The organism is Rhodopirellula sp. J20-39, assembly GCF_057365095.1.
Genome location: NZ_CP195123.1, coordinates 639,837 through 664,632, shown reverse-complemented (window position 1 = coordinate 664,632; position 24,796 = coordinate 639,837). Strand labels below are relative to the sequence as shown.

At 54.7% G+C, this 24,796-nt stretch carries 16 protein-coding genes and 1 pseudogene; 7 read left to right on the top strand and 10 right to left on the bottom strand.

The features are described from left to right. Nucleotides 1–30 precede the first annotated feature (30 nt). The 3 genes from ACR3ZL_RS02230 to ACR3ZL_RS02220 form a co-directional block, all read right to left on the bottom strand. Nucleotides 31–1,311 (bottom strand): DUF1501 domain-containing protein, encoded by a 1,281-nt coding sequence (locus ACR3ZL_RS02230; protein WP_473649511.1) that lies wholly within the window; start codon nt 1,309–1,311, stop codon nt 31–33. Nucleotides 1,312–1,440: 129 nt separating this feature from the next. After that, the gene (locus tag ACR3ZL_RS02225) at nt 1,441–5,205 is read right to left on the bottom strand and encodes a DUF1553 domain-containing protein (RefSeq protein WP_473649512.1); all 3,765 of its coding nucleotides are present in this window, start codon (nt 5,203–5,205) and stop codon (nt 1,441–1,443) included. Then, a complete protein-coding gene (locus tag ACR3ZL_RS02220; protein WP_473649513.1) occupies nt 5,202–5,447 on the bottom strand; it encodes a hypothetical protein in 246 nt (81 codons plus the stop codon). The genes ACR3ZL_RS02225 and ACR3ZL_RS02220 overlap by 4 nt, the downstream gene beginning before the upstream one ends. A 360-nt stretch (nt 5,448–5,807) precedes the next feature. Between ACR3ZL_RS02220 and ACR3ZL_RS02215 the strand changes: the two genes are divergently transcribed. From ACR3ZL_RS02215 to ACR3ZL_RS02205, 3 genes are all read left to right on the top strand, one after another. Beyond that, on the top strand, nt 5,808–7,040 hold the full coding sequence (locus ACR3ZL_RS02215) for a DUF1559 family PulG-like putative transporter (protein ID WP_473649514.1): 1,233 nt from the start codon (nt 5,808–5,810) through the stop codon (nt 7,038–7,040). Between the two features lie 106 nt (nt 7,041–7,146). Continuing rightward, nucleotides 7,147–7,329: a hypothetical protein gene (locus tag ACR3ZL_RS02210; protein WP_473649515.1), complete on the top strand. Its 183-nt coding sequence runs from the start codon at nt 7,147–7,149 to the stop codon at nt 7,327–7,329. Nucleotides 7,330–7,949: 620 nt separating this feature from the next. Continuing rightward, nucleotides 7,950–9,440: a sialate O-acetylesterase gene (locus tag ACR3ZL_RS02205; protein WP_473649516.1), complete on the top strand. Its 1,491-nt coding sequence runs from the start codon at nt 7,950–7,952 to the stop codon at nt 9,438–9,440. Between the two features lie 219 nt (nt 9,441–9,659). Here the strand turns inward: ACR3ZL_RS02205 and ACR3ZL_RS02200 are convergent, their stop codons facing one another. The 3 genes from ACR3ZL_RS02200 to ACR3ZL_RS02190 all read right to left on the bottom strand — a co-directional run bounded on the left by ACR3ZL_RS02200 (nt 9,660) and on the right by ACR3ZL_RS02190 (nt 14,074). Next, nucleotides 9,660–11,552, bottom strand: a complete 1,893-nt coding sequence (locus ACR3ZL_RS02200; protein ID WP_486173181.1) for a hypothetical protein — start codon at nt 11,550–11,552, stop codon at nt 9,660–9,662. Between the two features lie 252 nt (nt 11,553–11,804). Beyond that, nucleotides 11,805–13,553 (bottom strand): FecR domain-containing protein, encoded by a 1,749-nt coding sequence (locus ACR3ZL_RS02195; RefSeq protein WP_473649518.1) that lies wholly within the window; start codon nt 13,551–13,553, stop codon nt 11,805–11,807. After that, the gene (locus ACR3ZL_RS02190; protein ID WP_473649519.1) at nt 13,550–14,074 is read right to left on the bottom strand and encodes a sigma-70 family RNA polymerase sigma factor; all 525 of its coding nucleotides are present in this window, start codon (nt 14,072–14,074) and stop codon (nt 13,550–13,552) included. Before ACR3ZL_RS02190 ends, ACR3ZL_RS02195 begins: the two co-directional genes overlap by 4 nt. A gap of 355 nt (nt 14,075–14,429) precedes the next feature. Between ACR3ZL_RS02190 and ACR3ZL_RS02185 the strand changes: the two are divergent. From ACR3ZL_RS02185 to ACR3ZL_RS02175, 3 genes and pseudogenes are all read left to right on the top strand, one after another. Beyond that, nucleotides 14,430–15,676 (top strand): annotated as a pseudogene (locus ACR3ZL_RS02185) (DUF1559 family PulG-like putative transporter). Between the two features lie 264 nt (nt 15,677–15,940). After that, the gene (locus ACR3ZL_RS02180; protein WP_473649520.1) at nt 15,941–17,164 is read left to right on the top strand and encodes a DUF1559 domain-containing protein; all 1,224 of its coding nucleotides are present in this window, start codon (nt 15,941–15,943) and stop codon (nt 17,162–17,164) included. A gap of 338 nt (nt 17,165–17,502) precedes the next feature. Continuing rightward, on the top strand, nt 17,503–18,366 hold the full coding sequence (locus ACR3ZL_RS02175) for an HpcH/HpaI aldolase family protein (RefSeq protein ID WP_473649521.1): 864 nt from the start codon (nt 17,503–17,505) through the stop codon (nt 18,364–18,366). A 117-nt stretch (nt 18,367–18,483) separates the two neighbouring features. Here the strand turns inward: ACR3ZL_RS02175 and ACR3ZL_RS02170 are convergent, their stop codons facing one another. Then, nucleotides 18,484–19,848 carry a BBP7 family outer membrane beta-barrel protein gene (locus tag ACR3ZL_RS02170; protein WP_486173180.1) on the bottom strand — a complete coding sequence of 455 codons (1,365 nt, stop codon included), beginning with the start codon at nt 19,846–19,848 and terminating at the stop codon, nt 18,484–18,486. Between the two features lie 205 nt (nt 19,849–20,053). On the opposite strand from ACR3ZL_RS02170, the gene ACR3ZL_RS02165 reads away from it, so the two are divergent. Beyond that, entirely contained in the window at nt 20,054–21,355 is a 1,302-nt protein-coding gene (locus ACR3ZL_RS02165) for a thymidine phosphorylase (RefSeq protein ID WP_473649523.1), read from the top strand. A 30-nt stretch (nt 21,356–21,385) separates the two neighbouring features. Here the strand turns inward: ACR3ZL_RS02165 and ACR3ZL_RS02160 are convergent, their stop codons facing one another. From ACR3ZL_RS02160 to ACR3ZL_RS02150, 3 genes are read right to left on the bottom strand one after another with little or no spacing between them, the layout of a single operon-like run. Continuing rightward, nucleotides 21,386–22,057: a hypothetical protein gene (locus ACR3ZL_RS02160; protein ID WP_473649524.1), complete on the bottom strand. Its 672-nt coding sequence runs from the start codon at nt 22,055–22,057 to the stop codon at nt 21,386–21,388. Continuing rightward, nucleotides 22,054–22,710, bottom strand: a complete 657-nt coding sequence (hisH, locus tag ACR3ZL_RS02155; RefSeq protein WP_486173179.1) for an imidazole glycerol phosphate synthase subunit HisH — start codon at nt 22,708–22,710, stop codon at nt 22,054–22,056. Before hisH ends, ACR3ZL_RS02160 begins: the two co-directional genes overlap by 4 nt. Further along, entirely contained in the window at nt 22,707–24,761 is a 2,055-nt protein-coding gene (locus tag ACR3ZL_RS02150) for a RecQ family ATP-dependent DNA helicase (RefSeq protein WP_473649525.1), read from the bottom strand. The genes hisH and ACR3ZL_RS02150 overlap by 4 nt, the downstream gene beginning before the upstream one ends. Nucleotides 24,762–24,796: the final 35 nt, after the last annotated feature.

The window sequence follows — 24,796 nt, the reverse complement described above, 5'->3', positions numbered from 1 at the left end:
CGGATCGTCGTACTTCGGATACTGCTTTGCTCAACTAAACAGTGCAGCAATGGGTTTGCCTTGATCGGTGATCGGAATTGGTCGTGAACCATCAAATAGCTCATGCGATGGATCGATACCCAGCGCGGCATGAACGGTCGCGTGGAAGTCGGGCACCGAAACTGGATTTTCAAGAATCTTTTTGCTCTTCTCATCAGTGACGCCATAAGCGCCCTGATGATTCAAACCGCCGCCAGCTAGGACGAGGCTAAAGCAACTGCCTTGGTGGGCACGTCCACCGCGAGCATCGTATTCGGCCGGACGACCGAACTCGGTACCGATCATGACCAGCGTTTTGTCGAGGACGCCCTGTTGTTCCAGGTCGGTCATCAGTGCAGACAACGCGGTGTCCAATTCCTTAATCAACAAATGCTGATTCTGCTGGCCTTCATAGTGCGTGTCCCAGCCCGTACCGTTCATGAAGTTCAGGTTGTGAGACACTTCCACAAACCGTACCCCTGCCTGAACGAGACGGCGAGCCAATAGACAACGTTGACCGAACTCGCCTCCATATGAGTTCCGTAGACTGGCTGGCTCGTCTTGAAGTCGGAAGTGACGCATGAAGTCGGGACCGGCCAATCGCAGTGCATCCGCCTGGACTGTGCGATATTGCGAAACGACGGATTGATCCGAGACGCGGTCGGTCAATGGCTGAAGCAGTTCTTTGCGACGGGCCACTCGAAGTGCTGTCACGTCTTCGGGACGCGAAAAACCGGCAGGCCCGCTTTCGGTATCGACAAGATACACATAACCCGCCTTTGCCCCCAGAAACCCCGGGCCGCGGCTGATGTTGGGATAGCCGATCAACATGTACGCCGGAACGTCTGGGTTCGCAGGCCCTCGCACATGACTGACGATCGAACCGATCGAAGGATAGGTCACGCTGCCACTGATCGGACGACCGGTGTGGACGAAGTTGGTCCCGAAGGCGTGTTCGTCGACCAAGTGATGATTCACGGTTCGAACGACTGTCATTCGATCAGCAAGCTTCGCCGTCCGCTCTAGGTGTTCACAGAACTGCACACCCGGCACGGTCGTATCGATTGCGGCGTATTCTGATCCGGCAAGTTTGGGTGATGCCTTGGAGTTACCGCGACTTTTCGGGTCAAAGGTGTCGACCTGGGCCATACCGCCGCCCAACCAAATGAACACCACATGTTCGGCTTTGCCTTTGGGGACGCTAAGTGCGGTGGGGTTTGCTAGCGCCGAATTGCTAGCCAAAGTAGCTCCGGCCAAGACGCCTGATTGGGCAAGGAAACTTCGTCGCTTCATTTGAGTGATCCATTGGGGGATGAATTCATGAGCCAACGACACTCGCCGAAGGCTTGAAGTTGACAATGTCTTTTCGAAAAAACCTCGAAGCATCGTTCCAAAACAGAAACGAGGAACGATCGAGAACAACTACGGTGTGTAAATCCATTCAGGAGCGTTGAGGACGGCCCAGAGCATGTCTTCCATTCGCAAACGCCATTGTGTGTCCAAAGCATTCGTTGGCCGATCGCCACGTCGTGCATCAGCTTCCTTTTGCACGGCCAATGCGTTAGCTGGGGGATCCACGTGATTGGACCAACTCACGTATCGAATCGGTTCACGCTTGACGACCGGTGGACTCACTCGTTTCGATTCAGGGATCACTCGGGTGTCATAGCCCACGGATAAAAAGCGGACATACCGCTCCTTTTCTTCAGCGGACGGTGGCCGTGTGAGCAGCCTTAGGAAGACACGATCGACCAGTTCTTCAACCGATTGATCCTCCATCACAAGCTGTGTCATTCCGTGTCGATCACTAAGTCGGGTCAGCCACGTGCTAACCACACCGTTGGCAAGGATTGCTGGCTGGATCATGTTAGCATCCGTGTCACGGATGCTTTGTGGGTCCTGTCGAGCCCCGCGCCAACCGAACGATTTCAATACGCTAGTGACGGCGGTCATTCGAGGTAGCGACAAGCTGGGACGATCGCGTTCGTTTGAGCTGGTCGTTAGCATCCAGCTGCGCCGTGCTTTGCCTAGACTGATCGAGACCTTGACCGCTCGGACACTGTCGATGTCTAGACTGACTTCTTCCAAGTCAAAGGGCGTGCCGGTCGCGTGGAATACCGAATCAACAATCTGCTCGGCCGACAATCGACGAGGTGCGGGAGAGACGAACAACGGCCTGGTTTCGGTAAGTGTCCGATCGGTCGCTCGTTGATAAGCATGCGAATTCAATATCAGTCGGTTGACGAACTTCATGTCATAACCGGATGCGACGAACTGATGCCCAAACCAACGCAGTAAGTCAGGATGAGACGGCCCGGTCTTTTCCCAATCGGACACTTCGGCCACCAGGCCTCGCCCCATCAATCGCTGCCAAACGCGATTCACCATCACCTGGGCAAAGCGTTCGTTTTGCGGAGCAGTGATCAGAGCGGCGAGTCGATCTCGAGAGTTTTGTGGATGCTCGGCCAGCGCGTCCGCAACCGATTCATCGCAATAACGTTCAAAAGGCCAGCCCGGTTGCACGACGGCTCCCGGTTTGAGGGTGACTTGAATCAGTGGCTTGCGTCCCGCCTGACTTAACTGTCCCAGTGGCACACTGCTCGACGCGGGCAGCTTGATTGGCTTCTGCTTCAACAGAGCCGCCAGCTGTAGCAAATCTTCCTGAAGCGAAACATGAGACGGGGCATCGTGACAACGGGCACATTTCATTTCGACGCCCAGAAATGCGGTGCTGACGATCATGCCCTTGGCGGCCATCGGTAGGTCGTTCTGCGTCGCGGTGGCGAAACCGGCTGGGCCGCCGTACCGCTCGCTGCCTTCCATCCGAATCAACTCGGTTGCGAACAGGTCGGCCGGCTTATTATCCAGCAACGACTCATGCAACCACCAGCGGAATGGACCGGTGTTATTGAGCGTTGGATTGAGGATGTTGGGGTTCTCTGCAAGGACGTCAAGCCAGTAACCCATCCAGTGATCTGCCCAGCGGGGATCGTCCAGCAGTCGATCGATCACTTCAGCTCGACGCGTCTTGGGGTCGCTACTGCGGAACGCGGCGATCTCGGACTCCGTAGGCGGCACACCAACGGTGTCCAGAGTCACACGCCGCAGGAAGCTGAGATCATCGGCGAGCTGAGTTGGCTCGAAACGATCGACGTCAAACTGCGGCCACACGGCTCCTTCTTGGATCCAGCGTTTTAGCAGTGCGACTTCGTCATCGGTCAACGGATTGCCCTTGGGCGGCATGACGATCCCTTCATCGCCCGAAGTGACCCGAGCAATGATCGCACTCTCGTCAATGTTTCCGGGGACGATTGCCGGCCCTTCATAGTCACCACCTGCCAACGCAGACATGTGATCGTCCAGGCGCAGTTCGCCCTGAGCCTTGCTGCCCTGGTGACAGTCGTAGCAACGCGATTCCAGCAGTGGACGAATCTCTTTGAAATAGTCGACGCCACTCGTGTCGGCCTGGGTGGAGTCTTGTTTGACGTCATCGATCCGCGCTGCAATGAAGTGGTCGATTGCGTTATGGGCGGGATAACCATCGGGCAGTTCTGGCACGGGGACTGGGTCCGTACTCGCCAACCACGCATCAGCCGCGGCGCGGCGGCGGTCCCAGTAGTCACGATTGGCGGCTCGACGTTCTGCACGGGCAGCAGCATTCATCTTGGCAAGCACGTCGCGTCGTTCCGCCTCGTAGGCCTGCCAACCTTCGTCCGTATAACGCACCTCACGTGAACCAGCGGTAAGCAGCGACCATGACTCGCTCCCTTCCGGAGAGACGGCGACGACGGTCTCGCCAAGTTCGGGCCGGTGCGTACTGTTACCACCCGCGATGCCTCCCACCATCGTTTCCAAGATGACGAAATGCTCGCCGCCTGGGGTTTCGAATTCACACCAAGCATCCCGATTTCCAGGCGGTGCAAAGCGGAAGTCGGGCCCGAGATCGAGATAGTTGTCTTGGACCGAAAGAGGCTCGTATCCCCCGGGATCTTGCGGTCGATATGGCGTCTCGAGCAACTTTTTGCCATCGATGTAAAGTCGACACGCACCGCGGCCACGCACTAACAACCGGTGTTTACCCGCGGGCAAGCTCACCATCGCTGAGGCTCGCAAATGCGATGGGTTGGCCCGGTCACCACGAACTCCCGTCGAAACATACTTATGAGGAAGTTCAAAGAATCCGAAGACCTCCTCGTGATAGGTTTCGGTAACCTCCGGATGCTGTGCCCAACTGTTGGCTCTCGGGACGCCATCCTCACTGATCTGCATCAAGATTTTTCCCGCTGGAACTATTGCTGGTGTTACCGCTGGCGGTGGCGGGACGAAGCGATAGGCCTTTGAAATTTCAACGGGATCAAAGGCGGAACGATAGATCGCGAAATCATCCAACCATCCCTGGAACGATGACGTTGCGCTGCGTGTGAATCCGGTACCGATAACGAGGTCATCGGCATCCTGAACGGGTGGTAAATCAGTTGGTCCGCTTTCATCCCACTTACCCGTGACCGGCTTCCCATCGATCCACGCTAATAGGCTGTCGCCTTTACCGAACGTGAACTGCAGCGCGACATGGTGCCAACCAGCCGACGGTACGGTTTCCTGACTCCACCAACGATGCCACGCTCGTTCCTTGGTTTTTGGGTCTTCACTCGTAAAAAGAATTCCAACTTGCGCCCCAACTTTCGTTCCCTGAAACCGGACAGAATAATTCTGATTGTTGTCCGGGAACTCCTCGCCATGTTCGGGGTGTCGCCCTTTGCCCAGGACATAAGCGATCTGTCCGACGTTGATGCTCTTGAATTTGACCCATGTCTCAAACGCAAACGTATCGTCGATCCCGAACCGGACGTTAGTCTCGCCACCACGCTCATGATCCGTGATCAAGATTGCACCCTGATGCCCTGCAAAGGACATCGCCATGTTGTCGCTATCGAATTCGGGGTAATGGGGCGTCCGAGGTCCATTGGCGAGAGTGCCAGCCTTACCTAGCCATTTCCCAAAATGCAGTTCCTTCCCGGATTGCGGTTCATTTTCAAACTGCCACCCAATGACAGGCTCCACTGCCATGCCCTGGATGGACGACATCAAAGCCAACACGGCGACAGCGATGGCAATGCTTGCTCGCACTCGAATTGAATCGATGCTCCGCGAATCAACAGCACCAGCCTTTTTTCGACAGAGACTCATTCTTGCGTATCCTTCATATCATTCGAGGGAAGCCCTGCAACAAACACGAAGCAAGCAAACTTGTATGCCCTTATTAAAAACAGATGCGAAACATCAAACTTTTCGTAAATCGCACACGATGTTTCCTGAAGCAGGCCGCGTGCATCGCGTGGAGTACCCACAAGCGAGTAGATATATCGATAAAGCCGGACATAGTGCTCGGATAGCAAATGGACCAACATTTCAACTTTCGTTTGATTCACACTCAACCTCGTAGAAAACTCGGGCAGCCGAAGCCACGACTGGGTCATCCCGTTCCGCACTCCACCCATTACTTACGGACTTGATCTCGTTTGTGCCATCAATCCGGCCCCAAAAAACTAAAGACCAATCTGGTTTAGCACTGAGTCAGAGATGAATGGGATCTCTTGAGGTAAGTGCCTGTTCGCTGCGTGGTCCGCTCACCAGATCAAAATTAAAGTCAGACACAGCGGCACTGATAAAGATGCATTTTCGGCCCAAATTCTTTGGCACTGAGGAGTTAGCCGCCGTAATTAAGCATACGGAGGGGCTTCACCCTTCAAGAATCATATTCGCTTCCTTGAAATCACTGGGCCTTGGCAATGACTCTTCAGTACAGAACGCGACCGCGATTGGGCTTCACTTTAGTGGAACTGCTAGTGGTGATCGCCATCATCGGCGTCCTTGTTGGACTTCTTTTACCGGCTGTTCAGGCGGCTCGTGAGGCAGCTCGACGAATGAGTTGCAGCAACAACTTCAAGCAACTGGGTTTAGCGGCCCATAATTACCATGCCGCATACAATCAGTTTCCTACCCATGCGACGGGTACCGACGGCGGCGGGAACGGACACTACTGGAGCGACGACAGCGACTACGATAATAACCGACGATTAAGCGTGCTCGTCGGCATGCTTCCGTTCATGGAACAGCAGGCGATTTGGGAACAGATTAGTAATCCGCTGGTCGGCCGTACCGACAAGGACATTAGCGGATCGAAGGTAGGAGCAACATCCAATCCATGGTCTGCCATGGGGCCAACACCCGAGGAGATTCAATACATCCCTTGGACCATGCAAATCCCCACACTTCGTTGCCCGAGTGATCCAGGGTCGGGCTTGCCGTCCTTGGGAAGAACCAACTACGCAGCATGCACCGGAGACACTGCACGCGACGATCAAATGCATGGAAACCGAGACTACTCCTTCTTTGCAAAACTGGGTAGCTCCGCTCGGGCTGAGTACGCTCGAGCTGCCAATCGTGGTGTATTTCAAGCTCAAGTGGACAGCCAATTCAGAGATATTCTCGACGGTACCACCAACACCATTATGATGGGCGAGATTGCAACCGACCTTGGTGACAATGACGTACGAACGATTGCGTTTGTGCCATCTGGAATTGGCCAGAATACGCATTCAGACAACCCATCATGGTGCCAACCATTCGTGGACAAGGAACGCCCTCAATTTTGGTCTGGGAGCGGTGGATCGATTCTAGGTTCAGACGCTGGTCGCGGTTATCGATGGGCGAGTGCCTATCCTAGTTTTTCGCAGATGACCACGATTTTGCCACCGAATAGTGAAATTTGCGCACGGTCAGATCACCGTCGTGCGACCACGGTGTCGGCATCGAGTCGTCACCAGGGCGGAGTTCACGTGTTGATGGCCGACGGTGCGGTGAAGTTCATCACCGATTCGATTGAATCAGGTAATCGCAGACATGGCATGGTCTACGGGTCGGGTTCTGGTGACCGGGCCCCTGGTTCGCAAAGCCCCTATGGATTGTGGGGAGCGTTGGGAACACGTGCAGCGAAGGAAGTGATCGACGAGGACTTTTAACCACTCGTGGTTCTTTCAGACGCACGTGTGTGTTTGGGTTCCGCCTCAACATTCAGTTGCCGACGGTAATTTTATTCTTCGAAGAAAGTTGGAGTTCTTAATTAATATGAGATTCAAGTTCACGTTGCTACTCGGCGCCGGCTTGTTGCTTTCGGTCTCGATGCTTACGGGATGTGCTGACGACTCCGCCGGTGTTCCAGAAATGGATCCAACGGAGATCCAAGCTTATGAAGACGCGTTGGATGAATCGCGGGAGCAAGAACTGGCCAACCGTGCAAGCGACGGTTAACCGTTCAATTTCGTTTGCGACCGCCGCGTCGTCTCCTTCACGCGGGCATCGACGCCCGCTTCACCACCAAGCGTCACAACGCCTGTCGAGTGAGGACTTGTCCTTTACCACAAGTCGGTGGTGGCCATTCGCCGTGGGGCGTGCAGCTCACCCACGGAATAGCACGAGCTAGAAAGATTTTGACCCCGCAGGGTGTCACAGTAGAGTGCTTGGCTGTGACACCCTTCCGAGGTCGAAACGTCCCTGTTTCTGCGTCACCGGTGGTGGCCGCTTCGCTCGACCACCGACCACCGACCACCGACCACCGGCTAATGGCTAATGGCTAATGGCTAATGGCTAATGGCAATATCCCTTCGGGATAAAATGGTGGGTAGCGAACGTGGCCAAAAAAAGTTTTTGCCTGTGTCTTTCATCCGTCTTGTCAATGAACGAGCCGGGCGCCGGTAAACGGCCTAAAACAAAGCGTTCGAAAACGTCACGCCTGAAGTTAAGTCTAGTATGTTGGGCAAACCAAAACTCGCCACTGGAACGATGGTCACAGCAAGGTGTCGCCAGCCCGTTGCCAATCGTCCATTCAATCACACAGGTTCCGTGCAAGGGACAATCACCCAAGGTCAATAATGAAGAATACCGTTATCGTTTTCACGACATTGCTATGCATGTCATCGTTGCTGTCATATGTGCATGCAGACGAATACGCCAACGAACCCAGTAGCCAAAAACAGCTCGATGCCGAGAGTAAGACAGGCGTCGAGGATTCGATTGCCGGCGAGATGTCAGCAGAGCAACGGAAGTGGGAGAACGTCCTAAAGGACAATCTGGGCGGCTTTTATTATCCGCTTTACTTGGCTGCCAAGAAAGCGGGAAAGTCAACGGCATGGGACTATGTCGAAGATGTCCCAGGGTTACCGCGAGTGCTCATTATCGGAGATTCCGTGTCTCGCGGTTGCACGATGCCTGTGCGTCACATGTTGGACGGTAAGGTCAATGTGCATCGGGCACCCGCGAATTGCGGGCCAACGAAGATGGGGATCGAAAAACTCGACACTTGGCTGGGTGATGGGCATTGGGATTTGATCACGTTCAATTTCGGTATTCATGATCGACGAACGCCCGACGAGGTGTATCGAAAACGCTTGACACAAATCGTCACGCGACTTGAGCAGACCGACGCTAAGCTTGTTTGGGTCAACACGACGCCCGTGCCGCCTGGTGCGAACGAATACGTTAAAGGTGCTTCGGAACGAACCAATGCGATTGCGGCGGAACTAATGCAGCAACGCGAGATTCCGATCGTCGATCTATACGAGGGTGTGCTGCCTGAACTGGGGAAGTATCAGCTTCCGAAAAACTGTCACTTTAAAAACGAAGGCTATGAATTCCTTGGCGGGATCGTAGGGAACGCGATACTTGCCCATCTCAAGCAGGAGCAAGAGGTCACACGCGTCTTCTTCGCGGGCGGTCAGTCAAACGCAAAGCCACAATGGGCGGAGATGATCCAGCAGGAACTTAAGAAGGCTTACGGTGATCGTGCATTGTTGGTGCACAGTTACCATCCCGGCGCTTGGTTGAGCGGCTGGATTAAGAATGGCCAAGTTCAGAATAACTATCGAGTGGACTTTTCGAATCCCGACGGCACGGGTGCTTTGCAGAAGGCGGTGAATCGCTTGGAAGCGAATGGGCAAGCATGGGAGTTCGGCGGGTTGTTCTGGTTCCAGGGAGAAGGCGATTCTGGATCCGCCGCAGCGATCGACCAGTACACTCATTCTTTCAATGGGATGCTCGGGAAGATGAAGGATGACTTTGGCATTGAGGATGACTTTCCGCAGGTCATCGCGGTGATCGACGGGAATCATGCCGCGAAGTACGACGATCCGAAAAACCTCGCTGGTCGCAGTCGGGCGGCAGTGGATCAAATGCGTGGTGTTCTGATCTCGCTCGGCTCTGTCGGTGGATGCGGTTATGTTGATACGCGAGGCATGACGCGAGGCGATGCTTGGCATCTAAGCCAGCCAGCACTTGCCGAGCTTGGTACGGCGATGGGCAAGAAATGTGTCGAACTGCGGGCGTCGCCTTCCCTGTCGGCAAGCGCCAATGCCGAAGCAAGGTAGCCCCTTGCCCGTGATGGTGTTCCTACGTTGGGAGTCGTGTGCAGCTGTGACCGCTCCACAGGACTTCCATGGCAACTCGCGCCCCAGGCGAACACTTGCATGCGTCATGTGGCGAGCAAACGACAGCACTGAGTCTGGACGGTGAAAGGTCAAACACCACCAGACTCGCACAGGCGGCGCCCATCTGGGCCCCGAAATAGCCCCAAGGGTTGAGTAAGCCTATCGCACCAACTCGAACAGCACGGTGTCCGGTGTCTCGAAAAGATACGTGAAGGCCGACGTGTTCTCCGCGACGGTTTTGCCGGTCAAAGCATTCACCACTTTGCGATACGTGTGCGGCAGCGATACTTTCTTTTCACCGCCTGTTTTGAAATGAATCGCTAGCATTCGTTCGTTGGCGTAGACTGGATTTTCTCCTTCAATGTACGTGTGAACGCCCGCCTGCTGCATGATTTCACGCAGGACGGTCGGAGTCATCGTCTTGTACTCGAAAGCATAGACCGCCTTCCACCCGTCCATGTCGACGGTCGCCGGTCCTTCAGTCTGGTACGCGGAGCCGGTCCACTGCTTGACGCGGTCGGTATCGAGATTCTTTCCGTCGCAGATTCCCGGGGCGTACACCCAGACGACCGTGCGATCGGAATTGAGTACATGTTGCTCCAATATCGCTGCCCGTTCAGGCGTGATTAGCAGCGTCGCGGGAAGGCAGATTACCTTGTAGCGTGACAGGTCGATCAACGGCAGATCGTTGAACGAGTACACGTCGAAAGGTGCACCGCTACGGCTTAGTCTTTCCCGGAACTTGCGTGCCATCGCCGAGGCGTGTGGCTTTTTCTCGTTCAGGTAATAGGCACTCTGCGGATCGGCCACCAGCAGTGTTTGGGCCACCGATGGCGATCGGTCCTCGGCGTGTTCCTCCGCAATTTCCTGCAGCCGACCAATGAGGTTTCGCGTTTCTTCTTTGTCGTACCAGCCGCCCATCATGTCAAACCACCAGTACGACGCGTGATTGACGATCGCGAACGCCGCCTCCCGCGTCAGGCCTGCCTCGTCATCCTGTTGGGTCTTCCACGTCGTGCCAACGGAGTGCGTTCGATGGTCGATTTCGTGGAAGTAACGTTTCCCATATCGTATCGCCGTTCCGTGCACCAGTTGGGGACCGCTGCCGCCGCCGATCATCCGATCGTTGTAGGTTCCCGGACTGATCACGAAGTCAATGTCGGGACGAGCAAAGACGCGCTCGTAGTCGAGATGCCCGAACGACACGAGCTTCGAGTCGCTGACCATGTAGTAACCGAAAAAGACACCAAGTTCTTTACCTTTGCCGATCTTCGATCTGGCCTCCTTCGCGAAATGCAGAACCGCGTCCGCAACGACTTGATTGTGGAAACGCCAGTACTGGATCTTCTGCATCTCGGTGGCAGGATCGTAGATAACGTCCTCGTGAGCGGCTTTTCGTAGAGTACTTTCGCGTGGGGTGTCCTCGCCGAAGTCATGTCCGTTCGCTTTGCACCAGGCCCGCCACGCCCTGTTTTTCACGCGAGTGCTAAGCCCGCGGTCGTACTCGTACCATTCGGACGTTCCGCCGCCCGAGAGGATGTAAGAATCGATCTTGTCGCCATACTTTTCTTCGGAGTAGGCGATGAAGTCATTCATCCATTCGGTCGTGATACGGATCCATTCCGGGTCGGAGGCGGCATGGGAAACCGCGCTGAAGCTGTCATACGCGAATTTGCGTGTCAGCCAGAGAGGCGTGTTGAGGTCGATCATGCACTGTAATCGGGCCTGCGGATTCGCGGCGAGCAGGTCCTCCACTTGCTTGTCGTACGCCGAAAAATCGTACTTCTTAATCCCCAGCCAGATCGGCGGGTACTTGCAGTACTCGAAGCCCATCGAGTTGACCGTGTTGGACGCGAAGAAACAACGTGTGTTGATTCCCAGTTCGCCGAACTTGGCCGTCATTTCTAGCTCGGGCCAGAACGAGCGGTAAGCCACGTCAATTTTCTTATCAATGGTTGCGGCCGTATGGACGACAGGAGGAGAGGGCTCTTGCCCATCCAAAACCCTGCATGCCATTGTGAAGACGACTAACCAGAACGCGACATATTTCAAGACGATAAACCTTTCAAACAACCTAAAAATGGAAGACTTGCTGACGGTAGGGTCAGTAAACTGATTCGCAAATGCACGGCCTACAGAACCAGCTAGCGAGTGAGCACTACGGTTGTGAATAACACTGAATTTGATGAGCGCCGCAGAGCTCAAATCAGTTGTCAACGGCGAGGAGTGATGACAGGCTCACCATGTGATATTCATCGCTGGGTTTTCTAGCTGATCAAAGGCCAAGGGGTCGCTTGTTGATACTCATTCTTGAGTATCAATGACTTCGCCCACAGGCAGGCCAGCAATAAAGACAGGGTCGACGACATGGACGTCATCCATCGCATCCTGGAAAAACAAGCCTTCGACAGCCACATCGTCTGGGTATCCCAGATCCGAAAGATCGATCCCCACCGCCAATGCGCTAAACCGCATCGCAGGACGGCGTTGATACACCTCGTTAGTCATCAAATCCTTCAGACATCGTGGCGGGGTGCGAAAGAAATAGGGCTCAAATTCCGTTAGCAACTGCGCCTCGCGTGAGGTCATGGTGATGTCGTACTTTCGAATCAAATGCGATCGCATTCCTTCGCTAAACTTTAACGGACTAACGCGAAAGGCATCACCTTCGTGGGGATTGACGACGGACTGGAGTTCAAAGAACACGACATCGGGACCAGGCCCGTTGATCACCGGTTCGTTGAACTGAACAGCTAAACCAGGCGTGGCTTCACCCTCCGCATTGGCCCATGCAAGTACAGGATCTTTGACAAGCGGTTCGGTCGCACCGCCTGGATTTAGCAGACCGGTATACAACAACGTGTCAGTCTCCAAACCTGCCAACCGATCGACCTCATACCCAACCTGAGTTGTCACGCTGCCATCTCTGTTTCCACAAAAATGGGTCACCTTGATACCAATCATGTCGGAAACGGGAATCGTCACTTGTCGACTATCTCTTTGGACAGTCACGCTTTGTAGCTCCGAGACGCCACCGTCGTCGGCTGACTTGGCTAGATAGCTCACAACTCGATCGGGTAGCGAATTCCGATAGCTACCGGAATCGAAGACAAGCGACTGCGAACTGTCTCCTTTTTCATCACTAAATCGACGAGCTTCTCGTTCGGCCAACAAGACTGGACCGGCGTCCCCTGATTGTGTCGCCCGCACCTCCGCTAACCCTTCGATGACCTGTACGTCCGTCGCTCCTAGCTCACTCACCGCAACGGAGAACCGAGTGCCCAAGTCGACAATTTCAGTCTGGGGCGTGATGACTTCAAAACCTTCGGCACCAGGCGGTGCATGCACGCTGCAGCGTCCTGTACTGACCATCAGTCGATCTCGATCAACAATTTCGACGATGCTGGGTGCTTCTAGAATGACTTCCGCGCCATCTGGAAACCGAAGACCGATCATGCCGGAAGTCAGCGCGTATTCATGGTGGAACTTAAGGTGATTGCCGACCGGCGGCAGAAACTCGCCAAACAACTCTGCACCAGCGGCCTGCGTGAGAACGACATCGTTCATCACGGTCGGATGCCCGCTTTCTGCGGGCAACTTCGAATCCAACGAGTCTCCACCCGTCACGTGTTTCGTAAGTGTCGAAGTGACGGTCGATGGGCGAGTAACGTAAAACGCCATGGCAAACAATAAGGTTGCCGCTAGCGATGCTACCGTAATGAACCAGGGCGTCCAATTCGAACCGAAAGAACGGCTTGCCACGTTGCCGGATATTTTCTGCGTTTCTGAATACGCAACCAATGCGGATATCCAATCAGCACTTTGCTCCACCGTGTCAGATGATTGCGAACGTGTGTCTCGCGAGGAGATCGCGGACGGAAACGCGGCCTGCATATCCATGTACTGCAAATAGAATTTGCGGTTTTGCGGACTATCACGAAGTAAAAACTTCAACTCCTCCAGTTCGTCACGATCAAGCTGCTCATCGATGTGCTTTGAAAGAAGAGTTTCCAGTTGGCGTCGAAGCTTGGGGTCAGGTAGATCGTTGCTCATGCATATTCCTCGATCGCCAACTTGCCTTCAATACAATTCATCAACTGATGACGGATACGTTTGAGATTGCGGTACAACGTCCGGCGACTGGTGCCAGCCTGTTCCATGATCGTGTCGCTATCAATATTATCGAGATAGCGTGAACGGACGAGCTCGTGATCTGGCTCGGGCAATTCTTGCATGCACTGATTTAGCATCGTTACCCGACCATCGAGCTCGGCTTGTTGACTGCGTCGTTCCCGAGCTAGTAGCTCGACGACATCAGCACTCAACAGCGACATATCACGCGATTTGGACTCGAGTGATTTCAGAACATGAAAGTAAGCAAACTTGTAAGCCCACGGTAAAAACGGACGCGAGTCATCAAACTGCTCGAACTTTTCGTAGAGGGCGAACGATGCTTCCTGAAGCACGTCACGTGCATCGTGTGGATTACCCACAAGTGAATAGATGTATCGGTAAAGTTGGTCATGATGCTCGGAAAGCAATTGGACCAGCATTTCAACTTTCGCTTGATTCACGTTCAGCCTCGTAGAAAACTCAGGCAGTCGAAGGCTCAACTGGATCATCCAGATCTGCACTTCACCCATTACTTACGGACTCAATTTCGTTTGTGCCAACAAACTGGCATCAAAAGGTCAATCCAGTCCCTAGTGACGCCGGTCTGCAACAGGATTACCCGAAGTTGGCTCCGGATCACTGTCTTGACCACTCACATTCCCGAAATCGAAGTTTAGGACGAACCGCTTCCGGTAAGTTGCCAATTTCCTCGAAAAAGTTTGGCACTGCGGCAATACTCACCGTAAATAAACGCATTGAGGGGGACCATCCCCCTCGACGATCATTTGTTTCCTTTGAATTTACCGGACACATGCAATGACTATTCAGCGCAGGCTTCTCCAGCACAGAGCACGTTCGAAACAGGGTTTCACGTTAGTGGAATTGTTGGTCGTGATCGCCATCATTGGCGTTCTTGTTGGGCTTCTTTTGCCCGCTGTCCAGGCCGCTCGCGAAGCAGCTAGACGAATGAGTTGCAGCAACAATTTCAAGCAGCTTGGGTTGGCTGTCCACAACTACCACTCCGCTTACAAGCAGATGCCGATGCACATGGGCGGAACCAACGATTTTGGTGTTCCGGTGGCCAGTGCTTCGGTGACTTATGACGATCTTAATACAGCCAATTCACGATTGAGCGTCTTTGTGGGGCTACTGCCATTTTTCGAAGGTCAGGCAACTTGGGAGCAAATCTCTAATCCGCTGAATAAGAACTTTGACGGATCAACTCCGACAGTACCTTGGCCCGCGATGGGACCGACGCCGGAAAACGATGACTACATCCCGTGGATGACCAACTTGCCGACGCTTCGATGCCCAAGCGACCCTGGTACGGGATTGCCAGCGATGGGCCGAACCAACTACGCCGCGTGCCTTGGTGATGCGATCGAAGTTACCAATATTTTTGGTCCACATGGCGACCGTATCAATCATATCACTTCCAACACCACCTACGCGCAAGGGCGCGTGTCGGTTGCCGTGGTGCCTTTGTTCCTGGGCAAGCGATGGCGTTCAGAGATATCATCGACGGATTGTCCAACACCATAATCATGGGCGAGATTGCAACGGACCTAGGTGACTTGGACAAACGAACAACGCCGAAAGATTCAGGATTTTCGAGTACCGATACTTTTGTCGACACAGCACCCGTCGAGATGTGCCCGGCATCGACCTATGTAAGTAGCACACGCCCGCAGTTTTGGGATAGCAGCTCAGGAACTTCCGGCGTCACGCAACGTCGCGGCTACATGTGGGCCAGTGGTTTCATGTCGCAAAGTGCGGTCAACACGATCCTTCCGCCGAACGAACGCGTTTGTTTGCGGCAAAGCCACTACTGGCATACGGGTCCTGTACCGCCGTCAAGTCGTCACCAAGGTGGCTGCCACATTCTGATGGGCGATGGTGCCGTCAAGTTCATCACGGACTCGATTGAGTCTGGTGATCAAAACCAAGCGGGCATCGACTACAACGGCGGTGGTGTTCGTGCCCCTGGAGCGGCCAGCCCCTACGGTTTATGGGGATCCTTGGGAAGCCGAGGAGCCAAAGAAACCATTGACGAAGAACTGTAGTCGATGGAACCGAAACTGGACCGGGGCCGTTCGGCAGTTCATTCGCCGACGGCCCCTTTTCCAGCTAGTGCAACCCCCGATTTTAAAAGATGCAGTGAGCGGTAATTTTGATCCGCTCGGATTCTGAGCTCACACATTACAAGTTCGGTGGTCGACTCTTGCAATCGAATTCGGGACCGATTCTCGATTCGATCTATCTCGATGAGGTCCCAAACTCATCCGCTGACAATCTCCTTTCTTCATAGTTTTGCAAGGTTGTATAAGATGTCCGCTCAAAACATTCTTCGACCGCGACAAGGCTTCACACTGGTAGAATTGCTAGTCGTGATCGCGATCATCGGCGTGCTCGTCGGTCTTCTTTTGCCTGCCGTCCAGGCGGCACGCGAAGCAGCACGGCGGATGAGTTGCAGCAACAATTTCAAACAGATTGGCTTAGCTGTCCACAACTACCACTCAGCCTATCAACAGTTGCCGACTCATATGGGCGGAACACATAACGCCGACGCGCATGTTGGTACGGACGTGTATCGATCGAATAATTCGCGTCTAAGCGTCTTCGTCGGGCTACTGCCGTTCTTCGAAGGTCAGTCGACTTGGGAGCAGATCTCCAATCCGTTGAATGTGGTCTTGGATGGCACGACGCCTTCATTGCCCTGGCCCCAAACGTTGCCTTGGGAGGCGATGGGGCCATCGCCACAAAACGACGATTACATCCCATGGATGACCAACCTCCCGACGCTTCGCTGTCCGAGCGATCCGGGAGTCGGACTTCCCGCGATGGGACGCACCAACTATGCCGCTAGCTTGGGTGATGCGATTCACGTGACCAATATCATTGGCCCTTACGACGACAATATGGGAACTAAGAACTCCGGGCGGGCGGAGGGCGCACGCGTCGGCTGTCGCGGAGTCTTCGTTCCAGGTGACACAATGAAGTTCAGGGATATTTTGGACGGGCTCGCTAATACTCTGATGATGGGTGAAATCGCAACGGACTTAGGCGACCTCGACAAACGAACGACTCCGCGGGACTCGAAGGATAGCAGTACCGACAACTTTGTTGACACAGCACCTGCTTTGATGTGCTCCACCTTTGTCAGTAAGACTCGCCCACAATTTTGGAACGACTCAAACGATATAGCCGGTGTCACTCAGCGTCGCGGCTACATGTGGGCCAGTGGGTTCATGACACAATCCGGGATGAATACCATCCTTCCGCCCAATGAACGGATCTGCACGCGTACCGTTGCGTATTGGCACACCGGCCCCATGCCACCATCCAGCCGACACCAAGGCGGCGTTCACATCCTATTGGCCGACGGCGCGGTGAAGTTTGTCACCGACTCAGTCGACACCGGGGACTTGAACCAACCTGGTATCGACGTGGGAGGCTCGGGTGTTCGAGCTCCTGGTGCGGCCAGTCCCTATGGCCTGTGGGGAGCACTAGGAAGCCGCGGTGCCAGGGAAGTCATTGAAGAAGAACTCTAGACGATCGGAAGAAGACTGAATCGAGGTCGCACCGTTCTCACTCTACGGTTTCGGCCTCGTACCTTTCGACAATCAAATCTGACACTCGGTTTATTTTGTTTCACGTAATAGAAAGATTGACATGAATTTGTGCCGCTTGTTTCTTGGTATAGCCCTCTGTGTTTCGACAATCTCAATGGTGGGATGCGGCCGAGGCAATTCGGGCATTGTGAGTGCTTCGCAAGCAGAGATGGATGCGTACAAAGCTCAGAAAGCCAAAGACTCCGAACTAGCCGAGGTTCCCGCAACGAGAGGACGTAGCGAATTGTAGCCCGGACCGATCGCCACGATCGTAAACCATGATGCCATTGAAATCGGCTTTCCCGGCTGGGGGTGCCGATTGTCAATCGCAGGTTGAGGTTGGTGGAAACCGAGCTGATCCCATTTCCCCAAACGCCAAAGAAACATTGATGCCCGCTGATTTTCGACAACGACTCTTATCCGGTGAACGCCTGCTGGGAACCTTACTGAGTATTCCATCGGGAGCAGTGGCTGAGATCCTTGCCGACACTGGATACGATTGGCTGTTTCTGGATGCGGAGCACGGCCCACTTGAGGTCACCGAACTGCAAACCATTCTGCAAACGATCGGTCGCCGCATCGCTTGCATGGTGCGGGTACCTTCCCAGAATGAAATCCCGATCAAACGGGCTCTTGATCTTGGTGCCGCTGGCATTATCGTGCCACAGGTCAATACGGCTGCGGAAGCGGAACGGGTTGTCCAACTCAGCCGCTACGCTCCATTGGGCTCGCGGGGTGTCGGTATCGCAAGGGCGAGTGGGTACGGGCTAAACCTAAAACCGTATGTTGCTTCGGCCAACGACACGACCACCGTGATCGTGCAGGCGGAGGATATTCAGGCAGTCGAAAACATTGAACAGATCACCAAAGTTCCGGGCATCGATGGCGTCCTGGTCGGACCTTACGATCTTTCGGCCAGCATGGGATTGATGGGCCAGATCGACCATCCCGAAGTAGTGGCGGCGATCGACCGAGTGACTAAAGTTTGCCAGGCGGCCAACATCAAGCTTGGCATTTTCGGTGTCACTAGCGATTCCATTCGCCCCTATCGCGATCGCGGTTTCACGCTGCTGGTCGCTGGCGTTGACACCATCATGCTAGGCCAAGCCGCAGCTAACAACTTGGAACAAATGAAGTCTTAGTTCGGCGCGAGATATGTGTCTACTTCTTGCAAACAATCTCGATTGCCAGTCATTCGCCTGAGCGAATTGCTGGGCGGCAACTCTTGCGACAGCGACACGAAGCTGAACGCTTCCGACTTAGAACTGCAACTGCAAACCAAGGTTCAAACCCTGAGCCCAGTAGTCGCTTTCGACAAACTTGAAGCCAGGACGATTGGAACCGGTCAGCGGATCGTCTTCCGGCGGAAGCAGTCCTGGGTTGACGTCGGTATCAATCTGATCGCCGGGGCGAATCACTGCAGGTAGATAGACGATTGAGTAGCCCGCCGTGGCATGCATCCAATCAAAGATCCGCACGCCCAACGTGACTCCGGCTTCAGGAACCATTGTGAATTCTTCGCGGCGGTAGGTTCCGATATTGGTGGTCTGAGCCAACAGGCCACCGGTGTAGTTTTCGGTGGTACCGAACTCGGTGATCGAGGTGTTGCCCCGGATACTCGCGGTTTGCTTGTTGCGACCGACCGCGACTCGCAAGAGCGATTCCAGCCAAACTCGTTTCAGGTTGGCTTGATAGGCCACACCTAACTGGAGTCCGTTGAACTCATTTTTAGTATTGAAGGATTCCGATAGTGAGATCTCACCGGGAGCAGCAGTCAACAACGACGTCAGATCCTCTTGGAATGACAAACTTTCTTGCAGCTTAAGATGTCGGTAGCCGACGATCCAATCCACTCGGTCTGTGTTTTGACACGTTACGCAGTTGCCGCCGCAAGTGGGACAAAGCGAAGCTCGTCCGGCCAACAAGTAAGATCGCAATTTTGACGTGGAGCTAATCGACAGACTTCCATCGACCACGTCGGGAAAGTCGGTCAATTGAGCCGTTTGTTGATCTGCGGTCGTGTCATAGAACGGCCGTCCTACGATCGATCGCCCGGTACTGGCGGAGAACCCATCGTCCTGGAGTCCGATCCCAAAGTACTCGCCTTCGATTCCAAACGTAGCCGCTGGCGTCAGAAAGAAGCCGCCTTTCAAACGCATCCCACTCGTTCCGTCGTCGTTGATTTTTCCGTTGCCAAACAGAACCCTGGTCTGATCGAAGCCAACGACCGCAGCTTCGCTTTGATCGGTTCCATCGGGACTGGTTGTCACCAATGCGGGTGTTTCCATGCCCTCGGTGAACCAGTAAAGGTATTCCCCTCGCAGCCACAATCGGCTTGAAGGAGCGGTGTTTTGCAAATAGCCAAATGGGTTCAGACGGTCGGCGACGCTACCACTAGGAACACTCGCACTGGTTAACCAAGCTGGCGTCATGCTGAACAGGTTCGGCATCCCCGAAATGGCAATCGGTGGACCGGTGGTATAGCCCGTTGTGGCGTAGGGGTCGCTTGGGGTTTGAGCCGTCGCCGTCGGTCCCACGACCAACATGGCTACAACGATGAATGCCAATGCGAAAAGCTTAGGCAGGCTGCCGGATTGCTGGACGCTTGGCCTGACTGTTGGCAAAGCGTGATCGGAAGTCGCCGGATCCGAGCACGCATCTCGGAACATTGTGCAACAATGGGCCGAACACCAATGGCTCGTGCGACGATGTAGGCTCAAGGAAAATAGCACCGGATCGTTTTCTTTTGAAATTTCCGAAAAGGACTCAAGATCTGCGACATCAAAACCGAGCAATCGCCTTTTTACGCCTCCACTGTCAAGCCCAACCATGCTTTGCACCAATTTGATCCGACAAAAACGTGATGGCGGTGAACTGAACGCTCATCAATGGAAAGAACTGATTGAGGGCTTTTGCGATGGCTCAGTTTCACGCGAGCAAATGGCCGCGATGGCGATGGCGATTTGCATTCGCGGTCTTTCAGATCGTGAAACAGCCCACCTGACGGCAGAAATGCTGGCCAGTGGATCTCGTCTGCCGCGGGTGACCGATCGACCGCGAGTCGACAAGCACAGCACCGGAGGCCTGGGCGACAAAGTGTCTCTAATATTGGCACCTCTGTTGTCCGCAGCAGGCTGTGACGTGCCCATGATCAGCGGGCGCGGACTCGGCCGAACCGGCGGCACCCTCGATAAGCTGGAAGCGATCGACGGCTTTCAGACATCGCTTTCGATCGAGCAATCCTCAGCGGTGCTGCGTGACGTCGGGGCGTTCATCGTAGGTGCGGACGAATCCATCGCTCCGGCGGACCGTTCCCTTTACGCATTACGTGATGTGACCGGGACAGTGGAATCGGTAGGTCTGATCACTGCCAGTATTCTTAGCAAGAAGTTAGCCGCGTCACTCGATGCACTCGTTATGGATGTGAAAGTCGGCACCGGCGGATTCATGCCAACGCTTCAGGAAGCCGAAACCCTCGCGTCGCGAATTGTTGACGTCGCGGGAAAATCCGAACTTCCCACGACGGCGGTTTTATCCGACATGGATCAACCGCTCGGCGAAGCGGTGGGGAACGCGATCGAAGTGAACGAAACGATCGCCATCCTGCAAAATAAACCAGGCAACAAAAAGGTGGACGCTGTCCGCGAACTCACGATCGAGCTCGCCGCCCACACCTTGGTGGAAGTGGAACTTGTGTCCGACTTCGACGCGGGCAAACGGTTGCTCAGCGGGTTGATCGACGACGGACGAGCCTACGAAGTCTTCGAACAAATGGTGATCGCCCAAGGCGGGCGACTGGCGTCATCTGGCGTACCGTTGCCGCTCGAACGCGCCCGCGAGATCACCGCCGCATCCGATGGTTGGGTCTCCGAGATTGATTGCCCGGCGATCGGGGACGCAATCATTATGGCGGGCGGCGGTCGACGGCGTGGTGGCGAAAAGCTCAATCACCGCGTCGGCGTCCGCATCTTGGTCAGCATCAGTGACCGCGTAGAAAAGGGACAACCGCTGCTGATCATCCACGACGATCAATCGCTTATGAAATCACCAGAAGACTGGATCGCCGTTTCCAGCGATCCGGTCGTGGCTCGTCCATTGATCATCAAAACGCTGAACGCAAACTCACCGTAAGCGTTGATTTTGATTGGTCATGCCAACGACTTAGGCGATCTGATAGGACCACTGGATCGTCTTGACGCCTGTGATCGATGGTGGCGACAAACGACAAAGTGATGAGCCGTCCGCTTTTGTTCTGACAAGTGTCACACCCTCGGCCGCCATAAAACGACAGGACGCTGTAGCTGGTGGTTTCTTGCGACCGCTGGCAGCTTGGTAGGTTGTTCCCAACCAAGCTTCGCAGGCCGCGACAGCTTCATCGTTTTCGAGTTCTTTGGACAGACGCACAGCCCAATCGAACTGGATCACAGGGACGCCCACTTCGTTTTCAACCGCCTGCACACTGACACTGTAGTGATTCGTACCGCTGCAGCCGACACCAAGGATGGTCACGCGATCATCAATTGTTTCGGTCGACAATTGCTGGATTGCGGGCGATGCCGGCCAATCTTCGTTCGCTGAACCGTTGATGCTGCGGAACAGCGAAAAGTTGTTGGAACCTTGCATCCAAGCGATGACATGGTCATAGCGATCTTTCCGCCAATGGAAGGCGACCGACAATCGATCATCCGAAGTGGTAAGTCGATGCGATGGCGGCGTGGTTGCGGCCGTGCCGCTGCTATCCTTCGGCGCGCCAGTGTCTTTGGACGAGTTGGCCTCGCCAACTGGGTTCGCATCGCCAGTCGGCGTCGAGGTGGTCGGTTCAGGCTGATTCATGTTGTGGATTCGGAACTGGATGCAGTGGAAGATTGGGGCGAATCGAGCAAGCTGCCGTTGGCAAACCGTTGAACGAGTTGCAGGCCGGCTTGCTGGCTTTTTTCAGGATGGAATTGGGTCGCGAACAAGTTCCCTCGACGAATCGCGGCGCAGAACTCGCCACCGTAGTCACACGTTAGCGCGACCACGTTGGGATCCGTCGGCCGGACATAAAACGAGTGCACGAAATAGAAGTAGGTGTCGGACTCGATCCCTAAATCCATCCCCGCTGGTCCTGGCTGGACTGTATTCCACCCCATGTGCGGGATCTTGTACTGGGCCGGCAGTTCGAAGCGAGCCACGTCGCCGCCGATCACACCTAGCCCTTCATGTTGACCGTGCTCGAAGCCAGTTTCGAACAGCATTTGCAGCCCCAAACAAATGCCCAAGAACGGCCGGTCCGCCGCCAAGTAGTCCTTGATGGGGGCTTCTAAATCTCGGCTACGGATTTCAGCGATGGCATCGCCGAATGCGCCCACGCCGGGCAAAATCAGCTTTTCCGCAGCCGCAATTTGCTGGGGATCGCTGGTGATGGTTGCTTCGACGCCCGCCCGTTCAACGGCTTTTTGGACGCTTCGAAGGTTCCCCATTTGGTAGTCGATGATCGTAATCATGGTTGTTTTTCTATCTCGTTCGAAGGGGAGATCGCCGCCAAAACTCGCGTGATCGGCACCTGATCACACATACCATACCCGGGATCTCGATAGATTCGATACCGGCGGAAGGAAGGGGTCGACAGTCCACATAAGAATTTCGCTTGGTCTACGGGGTCGCCGAACACATCGGGATACTGATCCTTGATTCGGTCCAGAACACTCATGGCCGATGTTCCAATCGACACCACATCGTTCGCGTCAGATATCGCCAGCGACGTTTCGATCGGGCCTTCACCCAAACAGAAACTACAGCGTCCGCAGGGGCGGGTACGACGGTGACCAAAGTGCCCCGCCAATTGAATCGACAAGCAAGCTTCACAGGCCAGAAACGACATCAGTTGATTGATTCGTTCGAGGCTTTGTTGGAACCGTTGATGAGCGTCCTTGCACAACAAATTTGCGACAGCTCGCGGCCGTTTGATTGGCTTGACCCATTCGTAGCTCGACATCGAATCGGTGCTGGTGACGTGCCACAACTGGTTGATGGCACCGCGTTCGAGCACCTCGATCAATCGCGTCCGCGATATTTTGTACTGTTGGCTGGTAACGGTCAGGTTGACACGAAACCCCTTCTTTCCCTTCGCTAACGAAGACAAAATCGCCTCCACCTCGGGACGTTCCCCCGGGTCGCATTTCGTCAGGATTGTCGACCGATCCCAAACCGGTGTGACACGGTATTTGTCATATCGCATTGATAGACATCGCAGGTAGCCTGCCGTTTGCAATCGAAGCAGCGCCGTCGCAACGGTCTCCGGTGACAGGTTGATTTCCCATCCCAGTTTCCCCATCGCCAGATAGAAACGTTCGGGCTGTCCGATGAGTCGGTCAACCAACTGCCGCATTGATGTTTCACTTGGCAAGTCGCTGGCGGCGAGATTCGCCAACGTGATCTGATCATCCTTGGACAATAGCACTTCACAGTGACACGCCTTTCCGTCGCGTCCTCCACGGCCGACTTCCTGGCTATACGCCTCAATGGATTGCGAAGGGTTGTAGTGAATGACATTCCGGATATCCGGCTTGTCGACGCCCATTCCAAACGCGACCGTCCCCACCAACACCGCATCCTTCGACGCCAAGAATTGACGTTGCACGTCGTCACGTTGGCTAGGGTCCAAGCCGGCGTGATACACCAGCGTTTCGACACCGTGCTCGGTTAGCAATTCCGCAACCTGTTCAGCCGTATTGCGCCGGGTGACATAGATCAAAGTCGCCCCGGTGCTGCGTTTGCGTTTTCGCTTCTTTTGCCCTGGTGTCACACCCAATCGCTGCAGCAAAAGTTCATCGCGAACATCGGGTGTTACCGCGGTGCAGCGCAGACGAAGGTTGCTGCGGTGGGCCGACAAACGCACGACATTCTTAGTCGCAATTCGAAAGCCACTGCGAATGTCTTTGATCACCGCCGGGGTCGCGGTCGCCGTCAGCGCCAGAACTTGGCCAACCGAAAACCGTTCCACTAATTCCGGCAATCGGCGGTAATCGGGACGAAAGTGGTGTCCCCACTGACTCATGCAATGGGCTTCGTCGATGGCCAGTAGCGATACCGGAGTCTGCTGAAGCTGAGCAGCGAACCGCTCGTTGAAGAATCGTTCCGGGGCCAGATAAAGCAGCTTGGTCTCGCCCGCATGCACCGACTGCCAAACCTCAGCGAACGCTTCATGCGAGATCGAATTGTCCAGTCGGGCTGCCTTGATTCCTTTTTTGACCAACGCGTCACACTGGTCTTTCATCAGAGAAATCAGAGGCGATACCACGATCGTCAGCCCGTCGAAAACTTGACTGGGCAACTGGTAACACAGACTCTTGCCGTGACCGGTCGGCATGATGGCCAACACGTTGTGGCCCTGAAAGACTCGGTCAAGAACCTTACGCTGGGCTGGCAACAGACCCGAGTGACCGAAGTCCTGTTGGACCATGGCTTCGGCTCGCTGCCAACGTTCGGCAAAGACGTTGTCGTCGATGGCGAGTTCGGCAGGTTGGCTATCGGTTTGGGTCGGTGGAAGATTCACCGGCACATCATACCGAACGGAACCGAAAGTCCGAA

Coding starts and splice junctions, on each gene's coding strand:
- ACR3ZL_RS02230 (WP_473649511.1), bottom strand. CDS start 1,311: ATGAAGCGACGAAGTTTCCTTGCCCAATCAGGCGTCTTGGCCGGAGCT.
- ACR3ZL_RS02225 (WP_473649512.1), bottom strand. CDS start 5,205: ATGAGTCTCTGTCGAAAAAAGGCTGGTGCTGTTGATTCGCGGAGCATC.
- ACR3ZL_RS02215 (WP_473649514.1), top strand. CDS start 5,808: ATGACTCTTCAGTACAGAACGCGACCGCGATTGGGCTTCACTTTAGTG.
- ACR3ZL_RS02210 (WP_473649515.1), top strand. CDS start 7,147: ATGAGATTCAAGTTCACGTTGCTACTCGGCGCCGGCTTGTTGCTTTCG.
- ACR3ZL_RS02205 (WP_473649516.1), top strand. CDS start 7,950: ATGAAGAATACCGTTATCGTTTTCACGACATTGCTATGCATGTCATCG.
- ACR3ZL_RS02195 (WP_473649518.1), bottom strand. CDS start 13,553: ATGAGCAACGATCTACCTGACCCCAAGCTTCGACGCCAACTGGAAACT.
- ACR3ZL_RS02180 (WP_473649520.1), top strand. CDS start 15,941: ATGTCCGCTCAAAACATTCTTCGACCGCGACAAGGCTTCACACTGGTA.
- ACR3ZL_RS02175 (WP_473649521.1), top strand. CDS start 17,503: ATGATGCCATTGAAATCGGCTTTCCCGGCTGGGGGTGCCGATTGTCAA.
- ACR3ZL_RS02165 (WP_473649523.1), top strand. CDS start 20,054: ATGCTTTGCACCAATTTGATCCGACAAAAACGTGATGGCGGTGAACTG.
- ACR3ZL_RS02160 (WP_473649524.1), bottom strand. CDS start 22,057: ATGAATCAGCCTGAACCGACCACCTCGACGCCGACTGGCGATGCGAAC.
- hisH (WP_486173179.1), bottom strand. CDS start 22,710: ATGATTACGATCATCGACTACCAAATGGGGAACCTTCGAAGCGTCCAA.